Origin of the sequence: Polynucleobacter sp. AP-Melu-500A-A1 (assembly GCF_018882125.1) — a bacterium.
In the GTDB taxonomy this organism is placed as follows: domain Bacteria; phylum Pseudomonadota; class Gammaproteobacteria; order Burkholderiales; family Burkholderiaceae; genus Polynucleobacter.
The window spans coordinates 616,322-638,322 of record NZ_JACVOZ010000001.1; the positions used below are offsets into that span (position 1 = coordinate 616,322).

Below are 22,001 nucleotides of genomic sequence, written 5' to 3' on the forward strand. Positions count from 1 at the left end.
AAAATAAATTTATTGCTTTTATTGAATCTATAGTTAAATGATATAGGTAATTTAATCGTGGATCATTGGATGTGCATATTCATGTATTTAATTAATTTGTTGCATTATTATAGTATCGGTTAAGCGGACAATCTTATCTCGTAGCGTATAAATTTAATCATAATTATGCATTTTACCTTTGAAAAAATTAACTATCGTCAAGATATTGAGGCCCTCAGAGGATTTGCTGTTCTATCGGTACTGCTCTTTCATGCGGGCTTTGATCTTTTTCAAGGCGGGTTTCTAGGTGTAGATATATTCTTTGTAATTAGTGGTTATCTAATCACTAAAACTTTAATTGATGAGCAATTAAAAAATAATAATATTAACTACATATCTTTTTTTATAAGAAGAGCTAGAAGAATTTTTCCAGCCTTAATATTTACATTATTTTTAAGTACTTTACTAGCAATAATTTTTTTCTCAACAAGCTTATTGAGCCAGTATGGAAATTCACTAATTTTTGCTTCACTTTCCGCTTCAAATATATATTTTTATACCCAAAGTGGTTATTTCGATGCTAGTTCATACGTTAAACCTCTATTACATACGTGGTCACTAGGAGTGGAGGAGCAATTCTACTTACTCTGGCCGATATTTATGGGAATGGTTTTATCGTTTAGAAGTAAATTGAAAGATCTGCTTCCCTTTTTAATTCTGGCTATTGGATTGCTTAGTCTTTTAGGCGCTCAATATATGATTTCTAAGAGTCAGGCTGCCTCTTTTTTCATAATGCCATTTAGGGTATTTGAATTTGCCTTAGGAGGGCTATTATATTGGGTTAACTTAGATAAATTTAAAAAACTTTCTAATTTATTATTTATCTTTGCATTAGCCCTGCTAATCTATAGCATCTTTTTCTTTAATGAAAAAATGCTTTTCCCCGGCTTTAATGCGTTGGTACCTTGTATGGGCGCTGCCTTATTCATCTCAGCCAATAAGCAGAAGAATTTGGTTTCTTTATATAAATATCTAGGCTTCTCATTTCTTGGAAAAATAAGCTACTCTCTGTATTTGGTGCATTGGCCAATAGTTGTTTTTTGGGGTATTGGGTTTAATGTTAGCAAATATACATTGCTTGATTCGTTATTAATATTGACAGCTTCAATAGTCATTTCTTCTATAAGTTATTATTTTGTAGAATCGCCATTTAGAAGAATTAGAAGTAAAAATTCAAGTTTCATAATTAAATGCTTCATTTTATTTTCAATTTTAATTATGATTGGTTTATCACAGTCCTTCAACAATGGATGGGATTGGCGGCCATGGAGGCCCTATGAAATCTTAAGTTCTGATCAAGTAAAAAAAGAAAAAGAGTTACGTTTCTCAGTCCGACAAAAAATTTGCATTGAAAAAGGCTGGGACAAGTGTGATGATATTGATCCTAATAAAAAGAACGTTTTAATCATTGGCGACAGTCATTCAATCGATGCACTTAATGCATTTGTGAGTGAGTTTAGTGACTTAAACTATTCGCTATCTACATTACCTGGATGTCCACCATATGGGAATATAGAACTTATTGCGCCCAAGGATCATTTTGATTTGGAGAAATGTAAAGCCCTAAATAAAACTAGGGTCGATGTAGGATATTTGAAAAAGTTTAACTTAATCGTAATAAATAATTACATGAAATGGTATAGACCTGATCATCTGATATCATATTTACAATACCTGCATATAAATGGCATAGATAGGGTAATAGTATTTGGGAACTATCTTTCCTTAGACCAAGAAATGCCTATACTGATAAATAAATATGGGTTAGATGAGGCAAAAATAAAAAAGTCAATACAAAATGAGGACTTTAATGAAAGTGAATTAAAGAGAGTATGTGAAGAATTTAACTATCTTTACTTAAGCAAAAAATCTATTTTTTGCGAGGGAAGTAATTGCATTATCTTGAGTAAAAATAAAATTCCTTTTACCTACGATACTAATCATCTATCATTTGAATTTGCAAAAGAATTGCTTGCGGGAAAAAAATCTATTGTTAGTGACTATATAGCTAGAGTCTCTCCTTAATTTTTTTTGTGCAGACTTAAAATTGACTATTTATTTTTAATTTTAAGAATAGAAATTTCTTTTTCAAAGGATCGAATTTTCTTATGTTGTTCTGATGCGATGATTGTCAAATGTAGAACGGTGCCTAATAGGCTACCAAGGGTTACGGCAATAATTGCCGTGGGAACAAAGTAAATACCTAAAAGACGAGCTAGGTATTCAATTAGGACTGGGAATACGCCCATGATTAAAAATAGCATGCCCAAGCTCAGCCAGGTAATTGCATGAACGGTATAAATTCTTCTTCTGCGAATAAAGAAGGAAATCACCATAACAATCAAAAGTCCCAAAATAATGCAAATTATTCTTGCTCTTAAGCTCATTTTGAATTTTTGCCTCGATTGATTTTAAAGAAAATTGGCATAGAAAGAACTAAGTCTAGTAAATTTTTGAACATGTAGTTTGCTGCATTGAGGGGAGAAAAAGAGGATTCCCCCGTCAATCTAGGTGCCATATTAATAAATGTCTCCTGAATTTTGAATCCTGCTTCATGCGCCATCCATATAATTCTAACTTCCGAATATTCAAAAGCAGAATCTGTGGCAAAGTAATCAATTAAGTTTTTAGAGTAAATATGGCATCCAGAGGTGCAATCAGTCACCTTTACTTTATGCAAAGCCTTTAGCAAAAAGCAGATGGATGAAATGCTGACTTTGCGCAAAAGGGATTCGGTATAGTCAGCTTCGCCTAAGTAACGAGAGCCAATGATAAAATCTACATTACTTTCCAAATTTGAACTTAAAATCTTCGCAATTTCTTCTGGGGGATGCTGCCCATCAGCATCTAGACGAATTAAATAAGAGTAATTGTTTTGTGATGCGTAAAGTATTCCCGCCTCAACTGCTCCAGCAATTCCGTAAGCCTTGTCTACTTGAATGACCTTTGCACCATGATTCAGCGAAACTTCAGCGGTTTTATCTCTTGAATAACCATCTACAACTAACACATCTGCATCAGGGATAAATTTTTTAATATCAGCAAGTACATTTCCGATTGCCAATTCTTCATTTAAGCTTGCCAATACTACTAGATATTTATTACCCATTTTTAATTCTTTCAGTTCTCTTTAATACCTCATCCAGGTTTTCCACATTTTCAATTCCCATCCAAAAGTCAGAAATCATATAGGCGCCTACTGATAAGCCTTTTTTTAAGTAAGCATTAATCAAGTCAGGCATAGTAAAGAATTCATTAAATGGAATTTGTGAGGCAGCCCTGCCATTTAGTACATAGATTCCTGAGCTAATAGAAAATTTTGATTCTGGTTTTTCAATAATCCCTTTGATTTTTGATGAGTCAATTTCAAGCACTCCAAAACTACTTTTTTCTATTTTTTCTACGCAACCAACCACAATATCTAAACTATTATCAATTGCAAAATCCTTCATTTTCTTAAATGAAAGCTCGGTATAGACGTCACCATTTACAAGGAAAAAGTATTCATCATCTTCAAATTGAGATGCAATTAGCGAAAGTGGGCCCGCAGTACCAAGTGGATGATCCTCGTGAAAATATTCAATATTGGCATCAAACTTTTGGCCGTTCCCAAAGTAGGCCATGACAAGTTCAGCTTGGTAGCCGGTGGAGACAATAAAATTTTTAAACTGATCTCGTTTGAACTGATTGATAAGGTGTAAAAGTATTGGATCTTGCCCAATCGGCATTAGCGGCTTAGGGATCACAAAGGAGAATGGGTGAAACCGCGTCCCTTTACCGCCTGCAAGAATAACTACTTTTGTTTCATTATTTGGCATAACTCTCTCAAACCTTCTTCAAGTGATCTACTGGGGCGCCAGTAAGTTGCAGATCGTAGTTTTGCATTACTTCCTACTAAACATAGCTTTTCATTAGGTCTTATTTTATTCGGGTCAACTACGATAGTTCCGCAAAATTTAGTATATTTTACAAGCCGATCCAGGATTTGCTTAACGGAAGACTTTTCCCCAGAGCAGAGATTAAATATCTCTCCAATACCTATATTTTTAGTGGTAATAAGTGAGGTTAGACCGCTCAGAATATCATCTATGTGAATAAAATCTTTAATGGGAACATCGCTTCCCATGGCTATGACAGCATTGGGGTCGCGCATTTGGGATATCAGATCTGGAATAAGTGCCCCCATTGGCTGGTTGGGGCCGTAAACATTAGAAAGGCGAACAATAAGAGTGGGGACTTTAAATTCCTTTGCAAAGGCAAGTCCTAGGGATTCTGTTATTACTTTTGTTGAGGAATAGATGGATTCTGTTTTTGGGGGATTTGCTTCTGTATAGAGGTCTTTATGGCCATCTTCTTCAGATCCATAAACACCAATCGAGGAAATTAAAATGATTCTATTAAGCTGATTTAAATCCTTGCAAGCCTCGAGTAAATTTAAGGTGCTATTTGTAGTATTGGAAAGGCTATTTAATGAATCTTTTTTGCATGCGGAGCTGCTTTTTTGCCCAGCTAGGTGAAATATATGATGAATTGGTGATGTACTATTAATCTGCTGGACTACAGACTTCATCAGTTCGGGATTGTTAAAGTCTACGGCGATTGAGTCTGCGCAAGTCTCTCGATCAAGCTTTATAACATTGGCACCTAATTGCTTGAGATGCTGTTCAAGACGGGCACCTATAAATCCTCTTCCCCCGGTAAGAATGATATTTTTGCTCTTTAGTAATCCAGTGGATCGCGTATCAGACATTGTAGAGATCAGATTTATACTTAGAGTGGTTAAGTTTTAGCCAATTAATCGTTTCAGACAAACCTTGTTTAAGAGTAAATTGCGGTTGCCAGGAAGTGCATTGCGTTAATTTCTTATTGGCGGCAAATAGTCGATCGACTTCGCTATCTTTAGGTCGAACTCTTTGCTCATCTGAGGTAATTTTTATCTCTTCACCAATTAGCTCTGAGATTAGGTTGACTAAATCTAAAACAGAGATTTCCTCTCCCATGCCGATATTGACATACTCCCCATTAAATTTTTCATTTTGAGAGATTGCTAAAAATCCGGCAACCGTGTCTTTTACAAACGTGAAGTCACGAGTAGGAGAGGTATTCCCCAATTTAATTTCTCTTTTGCCATCCAATATTTGGGTGATGATACTTGGAATAATTGCGCGAGCCGATTGTCTTGGGCCATAAATATTAAATGGCCGAACAATTTTGACTGGTGTTGCAAATGAGCGAAAGTAACTTACAGCCAAGTTATCTGCACCAATTTTAGAGGCAGAATATGGCGATTGGCCTACCATCGGATGGAGCTCATCCATGGGTATGTATTGCGCACTACCGTAGGTTTCACTTGTTGAAGTGATTAGAATATTGGGCGTCTCAAGAGTGCGGGCAGATTGAAGAATATTGTAGGTGCCCTCAATATTTGTTTTGATATATGCCATGGGAGATACATAAGAGTATGGAATCCCAATTAAAGCTGCAAGATGAAATATAGTGTCAACGCCATTTACTGCTGAAAAAACAGAGTCGTAATCTCTGATGTCGCCCGCAATCACTTGGACTGAGTTTTTGACCTTGGATTCTTCGAGCCAGCCCCAATTATTGGCAGAGTTATAGTGGATCATAGCTCGAACCTCATGCCCATCCTCAACCAATTTTTCAACCATGTGAGAGCCAACAAAACCTGCTGCCCCGGTAACTAAAATTTTCATGAATAATCTTCCCGATCCAAGAGAATAGCTCGCTTTTTGCATGGGTTAATACACGAGCTTTAACGCTTGAATTTTAACTTATGCACCTCCTAAGTCACGAATATTGGGCCCCAGAGGGATTAACTGGCATGCATTTTGACTATGATTCGGGCAATACGATCGGCATTTGCCATGACTGTTAGCGTATGGGGTTTTTCTGATAAATACGGCAGGCAGCTTGCATCTATGGCATATACGCCTTTAAGAGATGCCAGCTCGCCATTTGCGTGACATTCTCCATTCCTGGGGTTTAGTTTCATGGGTAAAGACCCAGAATAATGAATATCAGATCCGGGCGACCCCATCGAAAAGCTTCCGGGCAATATGAAGGCGCCCATTTTTCTAAAATTGGTACCGAGTATTTTTTGAGCCTGTGACATTAAGCTCGGTGTTAGGTCGTTACTTACGTAATCTATATGTAATTTTCCGTTAGAAAGTAATTCAGCGGTTGTTTTGCTTAATTGTCCAGGGAGAAATAGATTGCCAATGACGCAGGAAGGCAGAAGATTTTTGAGTAGATTAAAGCTATTTGGGGTTTTAAGCGGTAATCTTTTAGATAGCTCTGATCGAGGTATTCCTGTAGTGCTAAACGTTGAGCCAAATCCTGATATCCCACCTTTTAGCTCTACTTGATAAGAAAGTTGGGCTGTCCCCAGGCCCAGATCGCAACCCTTCCCTAAAAATTTCGGAAGCCAGAGTAGAAACGCGGCCGTTGGACATGAAAGGATGTTTACCTTTTGAAAGTGCCCTACGGCAGATAAAGCAAGCCGAGTGGTGGCAATCGTGCCCGCTGCTAACAAAACTTTTTTACCGCTATAAGTGCTACTTACAGTATCTGAGGAGCCAGAGCTGACAATATTCCATAGTCCATTTTTCTGCAGCAGCGAGGTTACGATAAAGCCTGGTACAAAAGTAAAATTTACAAATCTTTTAAGATTTGAAATTTCATCTGCGGCAGAATAAAGAGATTTTCGGCTACAACCCCAAAGGCAATTACTACAGAGGTTACAGGCAAGGCGATCATGCTTATTTTGAGACAGTATGGCGACACGGGATCTTCCCAGTAAGAACTTGGGGTCAATTCTCTTTTTAGAGTTAGCTTGTTGGAATCGTCGATACAGGTATTCATTTAATGTATCGAGTCCAATAGGCGGCTGCGAGCAATCGTTTAGACCGAGATATGCCTGTAGTGCATCATCTCCGCCGCCGCTAATGCCAATTCGTTTTGCTATTGATCGGTACGATGGAGTTAACTCTGATGCCGCAAAAGGAAATGCACTTAATTCTGATTCGGAATATTCTGAAACACCGCAGCCCCATGCATTCGAGAGACCGCCGGTAGATAGCGAGCCTATGGCGGAAAATTCATTAGATTCGATTTGATTTAGATTCTCATAATCCTTAAATACATAGGATAAGGAGGGAATACGCATTTTAGGGGTTACATCTTGCGAATGCTTTAAGGCATAAAAGCCTTTTCCGACCATGCGCTTAAATTGATCTGAATCTTGTTCTCGCCAAGATAAAAAATCTTTAGCTGGTGATTGGGTTGAGGGTTGCTTTCCACCGTCCACCATTAGAACTTTGAGTCCAGCCTCTAAAAGGGGGAATGCAGCCGAGACACCTGCGGGGCCGCTACCAACTATGATGACATCAAATGGCTCAGTCATAGTTTGTTTCTCCATGATGACGGAGGAAGCGTTGCAATCCATGAGCGAACTATTGCCCCAAGAGCTCTTAAGAAAAGCTCCTTAAAGACAATGATAGAGATGCTTACTCCGGCGGCAAGAAAAGAATCATGACTAGTTTTTATTAGCTTGATTGCCCCTTGAGGAGAGGCCTCAATCAAAAGGCTGGCAGCCTGAGTTCTCCAATTTAACTCCTGTATCCAGGCATTTTGATTACGTTGTATGTCATACGCGCAAAGCAATTGAGGGAAATATAAGAAAGAGCTAGGGAGTCCTAGACTTAAATTATTTCTATTGTGTTGAATTAACCGAGCATAGCTTCGCAAGGATTGTAAAAGTGGTTTTTGTCTTGTGATGTACGAGTAAACAATAAAACCTTCAAGCAATGCTGCTCGATAAATGGAGGTACCCTGCTTTTTGTTGGTGATATAAGGCATCAGCTCATAATCTATCTCACCCAAAGAGTTATCTGTATTCATCGTAGGTAGAGTGATCAAGGAGACGAGTTGGGAGGCTTGAGCCCATCTATATTTTAGCGGCTTTAGTAGCCATAGTGCTAACAGAGTGGGAATGGGTATAAATACAATTTTTTTATCGAGGTAATTAATGGCTAAAAATTGCATGAACGAAGTAAATGATGTGGACTTTCTTTCTCCGAAAAAGAAAATTTTTGTAGAAGAATTTTGTAGCGCCATTACTTTTAGTAAGCAATTGCAGAGATCTACTACATGAATCGGTTGAATTTTTGGAGACGGGGAAAGTGCAGGTATGAAAGAGCAATTTTTCAAGGTATTAATGAGATTTAAAAATAATCCTTTTGCTTCACCTCCATATACCAGTCCAGGTCTAACGGCAATGTTCCCACTGTCAATTACTAACTGCTCAATTTCCCATTTTGTTCTACCATAGTCAGTAAGGCTATCTTTGCTTGCTGTTTGACTGGATAAGAAGATTACTCGGGCGTTAATTTTTTTTCCGGCAGACAATATATTTTTTGCGCTTTGAAGCTCATTGATTCGCAAGACATTCCTAGAGGCGCCAGCTTGAAATGCAAGGTGCAGAATTACTTCCACATCGCCGGGTAAATTAGGCGGATTTGAATCATTTAAATCGTAAGGGATCCAGCGCCCGTTTAGGTTCTGCGGTTGAGCTCGTGATAAGAAGACTATTTCATGGCCTTGGGCTTGGGCCATGGGGGCAAAATTAGATCCAATATATCCAGTAGGGCCAGTAACAGCAATTTTCATATTGGTTTTGGTCTTATTTGCCTATTTTCAAGCTTCGATTTGGCGCCAGGAAAAGTGCCTACATCATTTAATGATTTTATAACAGTATGCTTGAAATACTTTATGAATGTTAAAGCCATTGGGTGCTCCAAATAAAGGGAGTTTTGATCTTCACCAAACTGCCAGCCGAGCGCACTGCTGCAATACCCTGTGCCTTAGCATTCTCCTTGGCATCTTCATCCAAATTGTTTGATCGTTTTTAACTTCCTCAAAGTACTCGCGAATTACTGTAGGCTGGACTCTATCTTTTCGATAAATGGCGCATTCCATCCATATCGGAATACCTTCTCTATTTTCCTCTGACTCGGTAAATGCAATTCCATTGAATGCAGGATGACGATTGAGTATCTTGCTATAGCCTTCAACAGTGATGTAGGCCTGCCAATGGCAGTCATCATATAAAGCTAGCGCTACTTCTTCTTTTAAGGGGTCAAGAGCATGTTCTCTAGCAATGCGAAGAAGGGTTAATAGAGTTTGCTTAGGGGTCATGACTTGCATATCTAACCAGGCTCGCAATTCATCTTCTTCGAGCTCTAGAGTTTGCGCTGTTTTATTAATTTCTTTTTGAATCAGTTTTGAGATGAGTTCAATTGGTAAAGCAAGGCTTTGCTCTGTATTAACCCTCATCTTACTTATATCTTTAGGTTTTGCACTATCTGGTAATGCTTTAGACCTCTCCTTTGTTGTGAAATCAAGCAAGTCTTCTTCAATCTGAGAAAGACATAATTGCCCATTCAGGCCATTTGCCAGTTCTGATTTTTGTGATTGGCTATCTAACGCGGGATTAAAGTTTCTCTGGGCTAACTCCTTGAGGGTAAAGGTTCTCTTACCCATTTTTTGCTGTTCGCGCTTGATTCTCATACCATTTCTCCTGAGGCGCTATTGATGCCCTCTAAGTGGAGCTCTTTAATCACTAAGCGCCGTGTATTTTGTATGGGCATTTGATATTGCGGGATGAGTTCGGGATGCTCTTTCTCTAGACGTTTGCTATCTAGGCGATAACTTTGCTTGGGACTCTTCCAGGTTGCCAATATCTGGCCCTGATAGGTGAGCACCTCCGCTTCCCCCATTTGTCCCATGATGGTTTGCTTAATTTGGGAAATTTCAAGCTCTTTGGACTCAATCTCACTATTGAGTAGCTGCAACTTACTAGATAGTTCGCAAGCATGAGAATCGGCTTCCACTACTTTGCCAGAAATCTCCTTTTTAAAGAGCTGTTGATAATCGGCTTCACATTGCGCTGGCGGCGGGGTATCGAGCAGAACATAATCATTCCAAAAGCTAGCTGCTTTAGCAATGATGAGATCCTCTAACTCCTTATCGCGATAGACCTCATAAATACGAAAGTCGCTATTACCAAAAAGCACTGCCACATCACAGCGCTCTAAATTGGTAATTGCTAAATACCAAAGACATTGCACCAAATAAGTCATGGGCACTTCATCGGTACCAAGCTCACCCCAATCTAATTGATTAAATGGGCTAGCAGTTTTGCACTCTAAAAGATGAGAGGCGGCGCATGATCCGTCCTCATCAAATAACTCCCCCCTTAATTCATTGCCGGATCCAAATACATAACGATCAATGTGTCCGACCATAAAGGGGTATTTGGGATGAGCCATACCTTTTTCACTATGGATCAGTTGAAAGCTTGTTTGAGCAGCATATTCGCTAGCAACAAACTCTTCGGCAAAGGTGCCAAAGCGTATTGGAAGGTTATCTATGCTATTGACTACGCGCCCAGTTTTCTCAAGCCAAACATCTACGGCAGTGCGGTACTTAGAAAAACCCAAAATGGCCCCAATATCCGAGCCTCCTAGGTATTTGGTGCGATTGGCTGTAAAATCTTGATTATTAAGCATTTTTTTACCTTATATGGTGAATAAATTAACTAAAACAATTAATAAATTAATCATTTTGATTAATCTTAAGGTATTTTTGAGATGATTACAAGCGCTCAGATACGTGCTGCTAGAGGGCTATTAAATTGGTCACGTAAGGATTTGGCTGAACATTCGGGGGTTAGCTTTGCTTCTATGATGCGTCTCGAATCTTTTGGTGGCATACCTGCCAGTAATTTCAAGACCTTAGATGCAATCAAAAATGCTTTTGAAAACGCTGGTATCGAATTTATTGGCAGCCCTGAAGAGGGCGCAGGCATCCGTTGGAAACAAGGCTTTCCAAAATCATAAAGTACTGTATACTTATACAGTAATAGACCTAGCTAACGATTTTATCTAGGCCGGTAGTAAAGCTAAAGCATCAAAGCATGGCGTAAAGCAGGTAGTCAATCTTAGTAAATTCACGATCGGATTTGCTGACAGTACTTGCTCAAGAAGGCGCCACACGAAGTCTTTGGTGTTCAGCATTGTTGTGTCGCCTGGTGTGAAATTCACTAACGCGGAATCTTTGGCTCACGATCGAGTCAAACCACTGAAGTTATCGCGGATGGATCTGCGCACGATTTGCGCACACACCATCAATAACAAATTGCAATCGTATTGCATTGTGGCCTTTTATTTAATGTGATTTGAATGATGCATGGATTGCTTTTGGCAATTTCCAAAAGGATTTGTGTCGTACTAACTTAATTGAAAGTGTGAATGATGACTAAACTGAATAATAGTAATGCCTCTATTGGCAATGTAGACGAGTGCAAAGCTAATGTGACAACAAAAGAGCAGAGCAATCCGGACTTAGATTCTTTAGGGCGAAAAAAATCTTCTGGGCATACAGGGCCTAAGAGTACGGCTGGTAAAAACCGCTCAAAGCATAATGCCTTAAAACATGCGCGCAATGCCAAATCCAAATTACTGCCTTATGAAGATGCGCGCGAATACGAGCAATTGATTAGTGATGTCTATAGCGACTTTGCCCCTCAAGGCTGTATTGAGGCTGACTTAGCCAATCAGTATATTGATTGTCGCTGGCGCAGTCGGCGGATGGAGGCGCGCATTCGCATTGAGCAAGAATCCATTTTTGCCAAAATGGATCGAAAATCTATTGCTACGCTCGTTGGTATTGAAGAAGGATATCGGGAGCACTTACCCGATTACTTTCTCAATATGAGTAAGCGCTTTGGTTCTAAGCAAGTCGAATATGCCGACATAGCCTGGCGACAATACAACAATATGGTACGCGATTACGATTCAGGACAATTTACCGACTTAGAAGAGATGCGCATTCACTTTGATGTACTCTTTGAAGGGTTTGAGCAGTGGGTGCGTGAGCGCGATGGCTTACCACCCTTGCTTGCACCGCAGCGAGATCAATTTAATCCGGCTTGGAGTGGTGATCTGGAATTTTTATTTACCGTGATCGAAGATTTTGCGATGGAGATGTATTTTCAGGCGAACTTTATGGCCTGGAAGGAGCAGATTCGCAATTGGATGCAGTCATGGTATCTCTTGCAAAAGCGTGAATTGCGCGAGATTGATCAATACGACTTGGTGCTCATTAAAGAGACGCATTTGGCTCACACCATCATTGAGCGTTTATCCAAGATTCAAAAGCATAAGCGCGAGGCATTGCTCAGCATGCAAAAGCACTTTCAAAGCATTAACAGTCTTAAGGGTGAGGGCGGGTGATATGCAAAACGAAATGTGCTTTTTTCTAAGTAAATCAAAGGCTTATTCAAAACGCCAATATGGTTTTAGAGTCCAAATTGGCCTATCGAAAGGCCCTTCTCGATACAATCATCACCATATGATTTTTATTCAAAATGAGCGCTAATACTCGTTCGTTGTCATCCTCAAAAAATACTCAGAGCGCGAGTCGCATTTGGGCGCTCTGGCTCTTGTTGGGTCTGGGGTGCGCGACAGTGATGAGTTTGGCTCCGGTATCAGCTCTGCTTAATCTCTTTCACGACGACTCGTTTTTTTATATGGTCATCGCGCGCAATCATGCAGATGGTCTAGGATACAGCTTTGATGGCTTGAATCAAACCAATGGTTTTCATCTGCTTTGGCTTTGGTTACTCTCAGTTGTTGGATCGGTGATTGCGCTCACCGGTGAGCAGGGTATTCGCATCGTTGTCATGCTCCAAAACTTATTGAGTATTGGCGCTGCGTTGATCTACGTTCGCTTGCTTGCTCACGCACAGGTGAAGACGCTGTTTTTAATCTTGTTTTATTTTGCCTATCTGTTTTTATGTACCTTTGCCGATATCGGGCAAGAGAGCGCCTTGTTTGGATTTTTGTTTGCTGTATTAATTAATACGGTTATCCCGATTCTGAGTCCTGTATCCGTCACTTCACGCTCAGCCAATCAATCCTTGGTAGTGAGCTTGCCTTCTAGGATGCGCTTCATCTTGGTTGGTGTTGTCAGTGCCTTGATTGTCCTCTCTCGCTTAGATGCCTTTTTTATCCTGGGTGGAGTGGCGCTGGCGCTTTGGATATTGGGGCAGAAAAAGATGGCCTATATCTTGGTTGTAGGTGTAGCGCTGGGGATTGCGGCCACGATGAGTTTTAACTATACCCATTTTGGCCATATTTATTCCGTCTCTTCATGGCTCAAATCGGGGTTTGATCTTGAGAAGCTGCGTCAAATATTCATTCCTGGTTTATGTCTTCGAGTGCTGGTGGTCCTGGGTTTGCTCTTGGCTGCACTATTGAACTACCGATCTATTACACAGCTCAAGGGTGAAATTAGTTTATTGCCTAGAAGTCTCATTTTGGCGAAGTTTGAGACCTTGCCTTGGCCATTCATCCTCACGCTCAGCGCGCTACTTGCTTATAGCGCTTATTTTCTAGTACTCTTTTTGGAAGTGAGCGCTTTGGGTTCTTGGTACTTTAATCAGGCGCTAGGCTTTGCTCTGTTTTTATATGCTCTTTCAACAGTAAGACTATCTCCACCTAATCTAGATAGTTCTACAACTTCAAATGGTCAGAATGCCAGCCAATCAGCGCTATCTTCGGTTTGGGCATCAACTCCTTTATGTGGCGCGCTTGTTCTAGGTGCGCTCCTATGGATCTTTAAATTTGGCTGGGCGCATAGTTCGGACCCGACTAAAGAGATGGGGCAGTGGTTGGCGGCAAACACCCCTGCCGATGCGGTGATCTTTCAGCGTGATGGTGCGGGCGCAGTAAGTTACTTTGCTTCGCGTCACATCATTAATGGCGATGGCTTAGTCAATAACATGCCTTATCAGGCGATGCTACGCTCTGGCAAGCTGTGCCTGTATCTACAAGAGCAAAAAGTACAATACCTTGTGACGAATGTCTTTATTAATCAAGCAGGCTTGATTGAGGATTTTATTTACCTATGGACTAAAGGCGTCGATGCGATTCCCCTAACTCGTGTCTCACCGACAAAAGCCCTATTTGCATCACCTTCAGCGCCGACCTATCGTGTCTTTACAGTAGCGGATGCCGTGACGGCTTGCCAATGAGTGTATTGATGAATAATGGCCTATGAACTCCAAAGTGAAATCATTACTCTTTAGTGTGATTGCCGTTTTGCTTGGCTTGGCGCTTATCCCATTGACATTGGAGATTGCACTCCGCTTTTTCCCAGTCTTCTCAGGCATGCCCGTCAACCGCGAAAGTGCGATTTATTCCTTTATTCCCAATACCACTATTCAACGCTCAAATCATTGGGATATGACGGGTGCTCGCAAACGTCAGGTCAACAACGTGGGATTTATTAGTGATCAAGCTTATATCCCTGCGGCTCAAAGTAACGATGGTAATCAAAGTCTTAAGCCCTTGATTGCCATTATTGGCGACAGTTATATTGAGGCAATGCAGGTAGATTACGCCAATACCACTGAAGCCAATCTATTAAAGAATTGCTCTGAACATGCTAGGGTGTATTCCTTTGGCGCTCAATTTGCTCCATTGAGTCAGTACTTGTCTTGGGTTGATTATGCAAGCAAAACCTTTGCTCCTAAAGCGATGGTGATCAATATTGTGGGTAACGATTTTGACGAAAGCTTATTGAGTTATCAACGTAGTTCCAATGGGGGCGGGGTTCCCGGGATGCAGTTTTTTGAATTGACTCAGGACGCATCAGATTTAGTTATTGTTCCATTTAAGTCTGAAGGCGTGATTACACGATTGCTGCGTCACTCAGTATTGGCTCAATATTTGGTGCGTAATGTTGGGGTTGTTAATCTATGGAAAGACTACCGTCAGCAATTACTGGCGCCATCTCAGGGCAAGAGCATTTCTAAAGAGATGAAGTCCGGCAATAAATCAGATACAAGCCTTGCTGGTGTAGTGAGTCCTATCGCACAAGATCCTCATTCAGAATACGTGGGAAATGCAAGGCGTATTTACGATGCCCAAAAATTACAAGATTCGCAAAAAGCCGTTGATGAATTTTTGCAAAGACTCCCGCAGTTAGCCCAGTTACCACCCAAGTCGATTGTGCTCAGCGTTGATGCAGAGCGCCCCCAAATCTATACCCCCAAGGGGCGTCAGGATATTGATTCCTTTTTCTCAGTCATGCGTGCTTATTTTATTCAACAAGCTCGTGCCCAGGGCTTTGAGGTGCTCGATTTGCGCCCAGCCATGATTGCGCAGTTTGATCGCACCGGTGAGCGCTTTGAATTTGCTGATGATAATCATTGGAATGCCGCTGGACATCAATTACTTGCTAGCCAGCTATTACGTATACCTGCAATTAGTGCGATTTGTCAGGGAGCCGCTTCCTCTCGTTAATACTTGCCTGAATAGCTGTGTAGCTATATAGCTATGGTCGACAGGTATATAGCTCACTCATAACCAGGGTTTGAGAGGATAGTGGAAGAATGCGCTCTTCTGAGTGCAAGATGGTGCAGTTGGGAATGGGTAGCGCCTTCACTTTATCTCTTACAGGAAGCCCAATCCAATAAGCCTGTCCTGTAGATTGATTTTGGGAGGATGCTGATCTATTTTGAGGGCGCTCACTAAAGTCTTTACTGCAAGCAACCTTCTGATTATCGATTGTGTATTGCCAGAGATGCAAGGGTGAGACGTATACACATTCAGCACTTAGAGCTTGAGTGCTCTCTTGGATATTTTGATTAAGCCATCTAGCCGATTGGGTGCTTGATAAGCCAAAGTAATCTTTTTCATATTGCGTAGCAATCGGAAATTGCCGGGCAATCTCATTAAAGTAAACATATTGATAAGGAAAGAGTTTGAGGTTGTCCCAACTAAATAGGGCGATACTTGAAAGTAGCAGACCTAAAGTGAATTTGCGATTAATCCAACGCAAGCTACTAATAGCTACTATCCACAGCAGAGGAAAGATGAAGAGAATTTGTCTTAGCTCGTTATAGAGCGATACCTTTTTGATTACCAGAGCCAGCAAAATGAGTGAGACAGTTAAAAGTAGGGCTGCAATGGCGCGTGCGTTCCACGGTGATTGCTCGGTAGCATCTGCTGTGCTTGGTTTCTGGAGCGTATGTTGTGATGGGCTTGAGATTCGTATTAACTTGTAAAGCGCTATCGGGCAGAGTACTAAGCCGAGTATGGCAATCAAAGGCAGTTTAACTGCTAGCCAAGCGGCGATATACCAAGGCAATTGGGTACCAGCAATGAAGCGTCCTGCAGTTAAGGTATCCCCATCCCAAGGGTGACGACTCATATAGGAAATGGCGTTCAATAACTCTAGTGGGTTGTGCCACAAAATGGGGTAGCACACAAAGAGCGTGAGGCTGGTAGCAAGTAAAAAGATACCAATAGATCTCCAGGAGAAAGTGCTTGGCGCCAATTGGGTTTGTATGCTTGGCTGATCTTTGTTTCTGGTGCTCCAAAAGATCAACAGAAATGCTAGGTACTCTAGGCTAATGAGCACTCCTGAGATGCGAATAGAAATAAGCCAGCCAGTAAAGATGCCCAGTAGGGTGTACGCACCGATCAAAGACTTTGCTTGGGTTTTGCTCAAAATGAAGAGGAGTTGGTTGGTGCATAAGAGCCAAGCAAATAAAAAGGGAATATCTTTGATATTCATGAGGCCATGCCCTAAGAGGTATGGCCATAGCAAACAAGCAATCATGCCAAGAGTGGAGATCCAGGCATCTTGAGTGACGCGTTTGAGAATTTGGCCTACTAAATACCCGGAGCCTACCCAGCTGAGAAAAATGGCAATGTGGTTGAGGGTAATGCGACGTGCTTCACTGCCAAGATCTGCCGATATGGGGCTAACGGTTTCTATCAAGAATGAGAGCAGATTGGCAGGTATATGAAAGCCTACCCCGTAATAGCGATCACCATAAGCCAAAAGCGCTTGATAGGGGGCTAAATCACCCTGGGTGACCCCGAGTATGGCCTCTAGATTGACTTTGTAGGTATTGAGCTCAATGCCTTCATCCCACGAAATGCCGACCTGCTGGCAAGCCCACAAGCCTACAGGGATGTAGATACACCAAAAGAGCGTTTTGATGAGCTTTGGGGTCAGTATTGTTTTCATCGGTTTTCAGTCGATCTGAGCTAGAACCCGGATCAATGCTTATAAAAACCATTAAAATGGCATTTGTGCAATTATCGCCCAAATGCTCTTAGTTGCTGCTGTTAATTGCGCTGTGAATTGCCTAGCTTTTAGCCCCCTTATTTAGATGCGAATGACATGGACCCTATAAAGTATTTTGATGCTGATGTAATTGTGATTGGCACCAGTATTGCTAGTCAAACGGTAATCCAGCAATTAAAAAATTCTAATTTAAGAATCTTGGTATTAGAGGGCGGCGATTATGAGCTCACCAAGTTTGGCGACAGCCTCACTTTTAGCGATGAGCGTGGTCACTACATTAATCATCATTGGGGCGGACATTGGTCTCGGGTTTACGGTGGTGCATCGCGAATTTGGAATGGTTTTTCAGCCCCTTTAGAAAAGTGGGATTTAGTTGGAATTGATGGTCGCCCAAAATGGCCTATCTCGATTGATGAAATTGAAAAGTACTACCGCATTTCAGCGCCGACGATGGGTGAAGATCCCTCAGTAGCCAATTTAGTCAAATACGATACGGCCAAGATGTTTGTCGATCGTCCTTACATCATCATGGATCCACCGCTGTCTTATTCTGATCCAAAGCTACTCACCAAGAATAAAAATATCGAGTTGCGAGTCAAGCACAATGTAATCCGATTTACTGCAGATGATGCGAGCACCCATATCAATGGTATTTGGTATTCAGTCGATGGTGATGTGCGCTTTGCTGGTGTGAAGAAAAATACCCGTATCGTGCTGGGAACTGGTGGTTTGGGTAATGCGCAAATCTTGTTGCAGCCAGACCCCAAGCGCCAAGTGCCGGTTGGCAATGAATCAGGCTTGGTTGGAAAAACCCTCATGGGCCATCCTCACGTACCTACTGGTGAAGGCTTTATTGATCCTTCAGTGGTGAAAAAACCTACTTGGGCGCAAGTTAAATATAAGAAGTGGTTGCCCGCATACATTATTGGTGCAGATTACAAGACCAAACTCAATCTATTAAATGCATCGATTTCTTTTACGCCTGCGGCAGTGCGTGAGATTAGTCCTAACGAGCAAGCGGTCCAAGAGTTTTACGAAAAGAAGTGGGGTAAAAGGCTAGCTCTCTTCACGCTTTATGGCCGTACCGAGCAGTTACCTAATCCCGATAATCGTATTGAGATTGTGAGTGAAAAAAATGCGGCTGGTTTGCATCGCCTGAAAACGTATTGCGTATTTAGTGCAAAAGATACGATGTCGATCGATACAACTGCGCGCTTATTGGGCGAGCATTTATTGAGAAATAAATTGGGCGTTACAACGATTGATAATGACTCTATCTTTTTAAAGACTTGGGGCTGGGCTCATCCAAGCGGAGTAACCCGCTTTGGTACCGATCCCAAGGAAAGTGTTTGCGATAGTTATGGCCGGGTTTGGTCTTACCAAAACCTCTACATCAATGGCAGCAGCCTTTTCCCAACAGTTGGTTATGCCAATCCGACTTGGACGATTGCCGCATTAGGTATGCGCCTAGGCGATCACCTTCTCAAAGAAATGAAAAAGGTAGGCTAGGGTCTATGAATAGACGATCAATCCTTAAATTAGGCCTTGGAGCTCTTTTATTGCCGATCATCAGCGGCAGTCTGTTTGCGCAATCTAGTTCTGGCATCAAGCCTGTGGGAATCATGGGAGCTAATCCAGATGCATTGCCGCGTATTGATGGTATTGATACCTATAACGCTGGCTGGATCACGATGTTAGAAGATAAGCCAGGCTTATTAGAGTTAGAAGCCAAAAAGACCAAGGCTTTACAAGAGAAAACAGCAAAGCCAGCGGCTGATGCTGCAGCACCCGCTCCTGCCCCTAAAGAAAAAGGAGTGATGGGCAAGGTTCAGGATTTCTTTGGAAAAGTTAAAGGCTGGTTTTAATTTACATTTAAAGCATTAATACGTTTTAAATGAAATCCATATAGCGAAGAATTAGCGCATTGACTGCGTATTGGCTTAGCGCAATAAAAACCACAAATCTTTTTCTTGCAAGTTGACTCTTTTGGGTAAGTGAGTCAATTGCAACTGCGGCTATTAGACAAACGTAAGGATTGAGATACATCCAGAGTCTAGCAGTCTCAGATTTGGTTTTTCCAAACATAATGATCAGCGCCAGGCTTGCTAATAAAGAAAGCGTCAGTAAGAAATATAGGCGATGCTTATTAAAGAATTGCCATGAAGTGAGTAGGCCATAAATAAAGCAAGTGGCTAGTGGCAGGCCGATCCAGACGCAGTATTCAACGACATTGGTGGTGTTAGCTTCCCTGAATACCTGCCAAGTTCCTTCCCAGCCTTTGGTATTGTGGTGCTTTGCTAGGGCTTGCACATAGCGGAAATAATGGTTGTAGTCAAAAGCAATATAGAGAATTAACCAGGGCAATACAAAGCCAATAGCAAATAATGGAATTAGCTTAAGGGAGATAGTCGGTCTATAGGCAAGCAAGAGAGCGCCAAAAAATACTACCCCTAGAGGCAACATTCCAAAAGATAGATAGCTCACTCCAAAGAATAAGACCCCAGAAACAAAAGCGAGTACTGCCTTATTGAGTGCAAATGCTTTAAAGAGTGTGAAGGCACATAGAAGGCTTATCAAGGGGTAGAATGTTTGATCGGTATGTAAGTTGATCAAATTCATTGCCGGGATAGTGATGTATAGCAATGAGGCAAGAATGGCATTGTCTTTGCCGACAACGCTTCTACCAAATAAGAAGATCAGAAAAACTGGCAGATAAGAAATGGCTGGCCAGGTATAGGTAGAAAAATTGATGATCCTAGTCGCCCTAATCTTGGGGTCATCCTCTACCGTGCTTAGCAAGCGATCAGAAAATAAATAGACTAGGGATGTGCCTGGTGGTTTGGTGGGGGCATAGTCGCCAAGCGCACCACTTTTGGCAAGCGATTCAAAGTTGGAGAGAAATTCAGGAATGCTGGGCGTGTTTGCTGCCAATCGGACGTAGGTCGCATGTCCCGTATTGACCATGCGATCTTTGATGAAATTTATATTGCCCTTTGCCAGGCCAAATGAGTAGTGAATAATAATGCCGGCAATAAAAATGGCAAGTAACTTCACCCATGTTTTAGAGTTCGATAAGCTTATCAAGGTTGCAATACCAAGAGCACAAAACCCTAATAGCATATAACTTGAGGAAATAGGAGTCAGATGCCTTGGAATAAACCAAAGATAGAGTTTCTCTAATGCGGGAATGCCAAAATAGAGAATGCCCCCAAAAGCAGTCACTAGAGCAGTGATCAATAGGCAAACCAGTATTAGCGGGAAACTAGCTAATAAATTTCGTGGCTTCTGAAAATGAGGGGTGTGGCTTGAAGGGTTCATTAGAGACATCTGAGGTTCATTAAATCTCCAATGATTTTATCCTTCTTTGAATCAGATTCAGAGAAAGATCTTCATAGAGATAATTCCATAACTGACTAGGATGCTAAGCAAAATTGTCCATATCAGAAGGATGCTTTCCCATTTTTTAGACATCGGAACTCTAAAAAGCATGAGCAACACCAATGGAATAATGTAATAGCGTTGTTCTATCAGATGCACTGGCAAGAGCGAGGCTAGAGTGATGGGGTAAAGCCAATAATATGAACGTTTTTCGAGGCTCGTCACCACCAAGGATAGTAAGGCCCAAGCCATAGGAATAAATGCAATAAGGCGCCAGTATTGATGATCTTTAAGCTTATATAAAACCCAGTTTCTTATGAAGTAATCAGAGGGAAAGTTATAAGGGTGAGAAATATCAAAACTGAGATAGTAAGCAACTCCTAATGCAGCCAATAAAAGAATAAGCCAAGAGCGCGCCTTGAGGAGTGCAAAAATGGACGCTAAATTGTTGATATGTATTGGCAACAGCACGAGCCAAAAAACTAGAAGACAGAAAAATACCTGAGTTGGATAGAGGCCGCTGGCTTGATGTAGATCTTTGTTGCCCATTGCTATTCCGCCATTCAAGAAAACAAAAATAGCGAATGCAATAAGGGGTGTAAAAAATAAGAAGGTCTTTTTAAGGGCGGGGACTATCTTCTTTAGAAAGTCATTGAATGAAGATTTCCGATCTTCTAGCAAGCTAGAGATACTGAAGCTATCTCCCATGGCAAGGAGCCAAATTAAGGCGGTCCAAAAAATATTATTTTGTCGAAATGCTAGGGAAAAAGTGCATACCAATGCAGCGATTTTAAAGTGCCGACGTTCAATTAGTGCCATGCCAGTCAGGATCAGCAAAAGCGAGCTTAGATCTGTGTATAGCAGAAAGAAAAATGGCCAAATAATTGGCGAGAGCAATATTTGGGTAGATCTTAATGTTGGGAGCTTGGATTTTTCAGATGCCAGATATATCCAAAATAGCAAAGGGCAAATCAAGGTGATTGCTGTATTAATGACTCTAAGCTCGCGAAGTTCCTGAAGTCCCAGCAAATTCGCTATTGAGGCAATCGTAAGGTGAAAGCCTGGCGGCATTGCTACTATTCCATTTAATACCATTGATCCTGCCATGAAGGATTGGATCTGAGGCAGGTGAATCAGTTCGTCTGCAATGGGTTTAGCTGGAAGGATCCACAACATGACTAGAGCTGCAAGGACCACAAAGCCCAATAAAAGCCAAAAACTGGTATGTGAAGCCTTTACTTCTGGTGTGCTTACATTATCCGAAATAGGGCCTTCTCTCATTCCTACCTCTACTCAATGACCACACGTTTAATACCGATACCTAACTTACGAGTATCTTCGCCTATGCCTAAATCTTTAGGACTAGCAGGATCAGCCATCTTTAAGTCTAGAACTAAAAA

General features: G+C 41.3%; 19 protein-coding genes. 7 read left to right on the forward strand and 12 right to left on the reverse strand.

The window, feature by feature from the left end; genetic code table 11:
* Window positions 1-165 precede the first annotated feature (165 nt).
* On the forward strand, window positions 166-2,064 hold the full coding sequence (locus ICN38_RS03250; RefSeq protein WP_216255037.1) for an acyltransferase family protein: 1,899 nt from the start codon (window positions 166-168) through the stop codon (window positions 2,062-2,064).
* Window positions 2,065-2,090: 26 nt separating this feature from the next.
* Here the strand turns inward: ICN38_RS03250 and ICN38_RS03255 are convergent, their stop codons facing one another.
* The 9 genes from ICN38_RS03255 to ICN38_RS03295 form a co-directional block, all read right to left on the reverse strand.
* Window positions 2,091-2,426, reverse strand: coding sequence for a DUF2304 domain-containing protein (locus ICN38_RS03255; protein ID WP_216255041.1), 336 nt, complete (start codon window positions 2,424-2,426; stop codon window positions 2,091-2,093).
* Complete coding sequence (locus tag ICN38_RS03260; protein ID WP_216255043.1) at window positions 2,423-3,148, reverse strand: glycosyltransferase family 2 protein; 726 nt, start codon at window positions 3,146-3,148, stop codon at window positions 2,423-2,425. Before ICN38_RS03260 ends, ICN38_RS03255 begins: the two co-directional genes overlap by 4 nt.
* Window positions 3,141-3,857 (reverse strand): sugar phosphate nucleotidyltransferase, encoded by a 717-nt coding sequence (locus ICN38_RS03265; protein ID WP_216255046.1) that lies wholly within the window; start codon window positions 3,855-3,857, stop codon window positions 3,141-3,143. Before ICN38_RS03265 ends, ICN38_RS03260 begins: the two co-directional genes overlap by 8 nt.
* Entirely contained in the window at window positions 3,833-4,789 is a 957-nt protein-coding gene (locus tag ICN38_RS03270) for an NAD(P)-dependent oxidoreductase (RefSeq protein WP_216255048.1), read from the reverse strand. The genes ICN38_RS03265 and ICN38_RS03270 overlap by 25 nt, the downstream gene beginning before the upstream one ends.
* Entirely contained in the window at window positions 4,782-5,753 is a 972-nt protein-coding gene (locus ICN38_RS03275) for an SDR family NAD(P)-dependent oxidoreductase (protein ID WP_216255050.1), read from the reverse strand. The genes ICN38_RS03270 and ICN38_RS03275 overlap by 8 nt, the downstream gene beginning before the upstream one ends.
* Window positions 5,754-5,872: 119 nt before the next feature.
* Window positions 5,873-7,462 (reverse strand): FAD-dependent oxidoreductase, encoded by a 1,590-nt coding sequence (locus tag ICN38_RS03280; protein ID WP_216255053.1) that lies wholly within the window; start codon window positions 7,460-7,462, stop codon window positions 5,873-5,875.
* On the reverse strand, window positions 7,459-8,727 hold the full coding sequence (locus ICN38_RS03285) for an NAD(P)-dependent oxidoreductase (protein ID WP_216255056.1): 1,269 nt from the start codon (window positions 8,725-8,727) through the stop codon (window positions 7,459-7,461). The genes ICN38_RS03280 and ICN38_RS03285 overlap by 4 nt, the downstream gene beginning before the upstream one ends.
* Window positions 8,728-8,877: 150 nt before the next feature.
* Window positions 8,878-9,627 carry a recombinase RecT gene (locus tag ICN38_RS03290; protein WP_216255059.1) on the reverse strand — a complete coding sequence of 250 codons (750 nt, stop codon included), beginning with the start codon at window positions 9,625-9,627 and terminating at the stop codon, window positions 8,878-8,880.
* Window positions 9,624-10,628, reverse strand: a complete 1,005-nt coding sequence (locus ICN38_RS03295; RefSeq protein WP_216255062.1) for a YqaJ viral recombinase family protein — start codon at window positions 10,626-10,628, stop codon at window positions 9,624-9,626. Before ICN38_RS03295 ends, ICN38_RS03290 begins: the two co-directional genes overlap by 4 nt.
* An 81-nt stretch (window positions 10,629-10,709) precedes the next feature.
* Here ICN38_RS03295 and ICN38_RS03300 point away from each other — a divergent pair, with 81 nt between their 5' ends.
* The 4 genes from ICN38_RS03300 to ICN38_RS03315 all read left to right on the forward strand — a co-directional run bounded on the left by ICN38_RS03300 (window position 10,710) and on the right by ICN38_RS03315 (window position 15,428).
* A complete protein-coding gene (locus ICN38_RS03300; protein WP_216255067.1) occupies window positions 10,710-10,958 on the forward strand; it encodes a helix-turn-helix domain-containing protein in 249 nt (82 codons plus the stop codon).
* Between the two features lie 411 nt (window positions 10,959-11,369).
* The gene (locus tag ICN38_RS03305) at window positions 11,370-12,353 is read left to right on the forward strand and encodes a hypothetical protein (protein WP_216255069.1); all 984 of its coding nucleotides are present in this window, start codon (window positions 11,370-11,372) and stop codon (window positions 12,351-12,353) included.
* Between the two features lie 134 nt (window positions 12,354-12,487).
* Window positions 12,488-14,155, forward strand: a complete 1,668-nt coding sequence (locus tag ICN38_RS03310; RefSeq protein WP_216255071.1) for a hypothetical protein — start codon at window positions 12,488-12,490, stop codon at window positions 14,153-14,155.
* Window positions 14,156-14,177: 22 nt separating this feature from the next.
* Entirely contained in the window at window positions 14,178-15,428 is a 1,251-nt protein-coding gene (locus ICN38_RS03315; protein WP_216255074.1) for a hypothetical protein, read from the forward strand.
* A 31-nt stretch (window positions 15,429-15,459) separates the two neighbouring features.
* On the opposite strand, the gene ICN38_RS03320 is transcribed toward ICN38_RS03315, so the two are convergent.
* The gene (locus ICN38_RS03320) at window positions 15,460-17,163 is read right to left on the reverse strand and encodes a hypothetical protein (protein WP_216255078.1); all 1,704 of its coding nucleotides are present in this window, start codon (window positions 17,161-17,163) and stop codon (window positions 15,460-15,462) included.
* 156 nt (window positions 17,164-17,319) lie between these two features.
* Here ICN38_RS03320 and ICN38_RS03325 point away from each other — a divergent pair, with 156 nt between their 5' ends.
* Together ICN38_RS03325 and ICN38_RS03330 are read left to right on the forward strand one after the other, a co-directional pair.
* Window positions 17,320-18,732 carry a GMC oxidoreductase gene (locus tag ICN38_RS03325; protein WP_216255081.1) on the forward strand — a complete coding sequence of 471 codons (1,413 nt, stop codon included), beginning with the start codon at window positions 17,320-17,322 and terminating at the stop codon, window positions 18,730-18,732.
* Between the two features lie 5 nt (window positions 18,733-18,737).
* The gene (locus ICN38_RS03330; protein ID WP_216255084.1) at window positions 18,738-19,088 is read left to right on the forward strand and encodes a hypothetical protein; all 351 of its coding nucleotides are present in this window, start codon (window positions 18,738-18,740) and stop codon (window positions 19,086-19,088) included.
* A gap of 25 nt (window positions 19,089-19,113) precedes the next feature.
* On the opposite strand, the gene ICN38_RS03335 is transcribed toward ICN38_RS03330, so the two are convergent.
* The gene (locus ICN38_RS03335) at window positions 19,114-20,541 is read right to left on the reverse strand and encodes a hypothetical protein (RefSeq protein ID WP_216255088.1); all 1,428 of its coding nucleotides are present in this window, start codon (window positions 20,539-20,541) and stop codon (window positions 19,114-19,116) included.
* A 57-nt stretch (window positions 20,542-20,598) separates the two neighbouring features.
* On the reverse strand, window positions 20,599-21,882 hold the full coding sequence (locus tag ICN38_RS03340; protein ID WP_216255091.1) for a Dol-P-Glc:Glc(2)Man(9)GlcNAc(2)-PP-Dol alpha-1,2-glucosyltransferase: 1,284 nt from the start codon (window positions 21,880-21,882) through the stop codon (window positions 20,599-20,601).
* Window positions 21,883-22,001 lie beyond the last annotated feature (119 nt).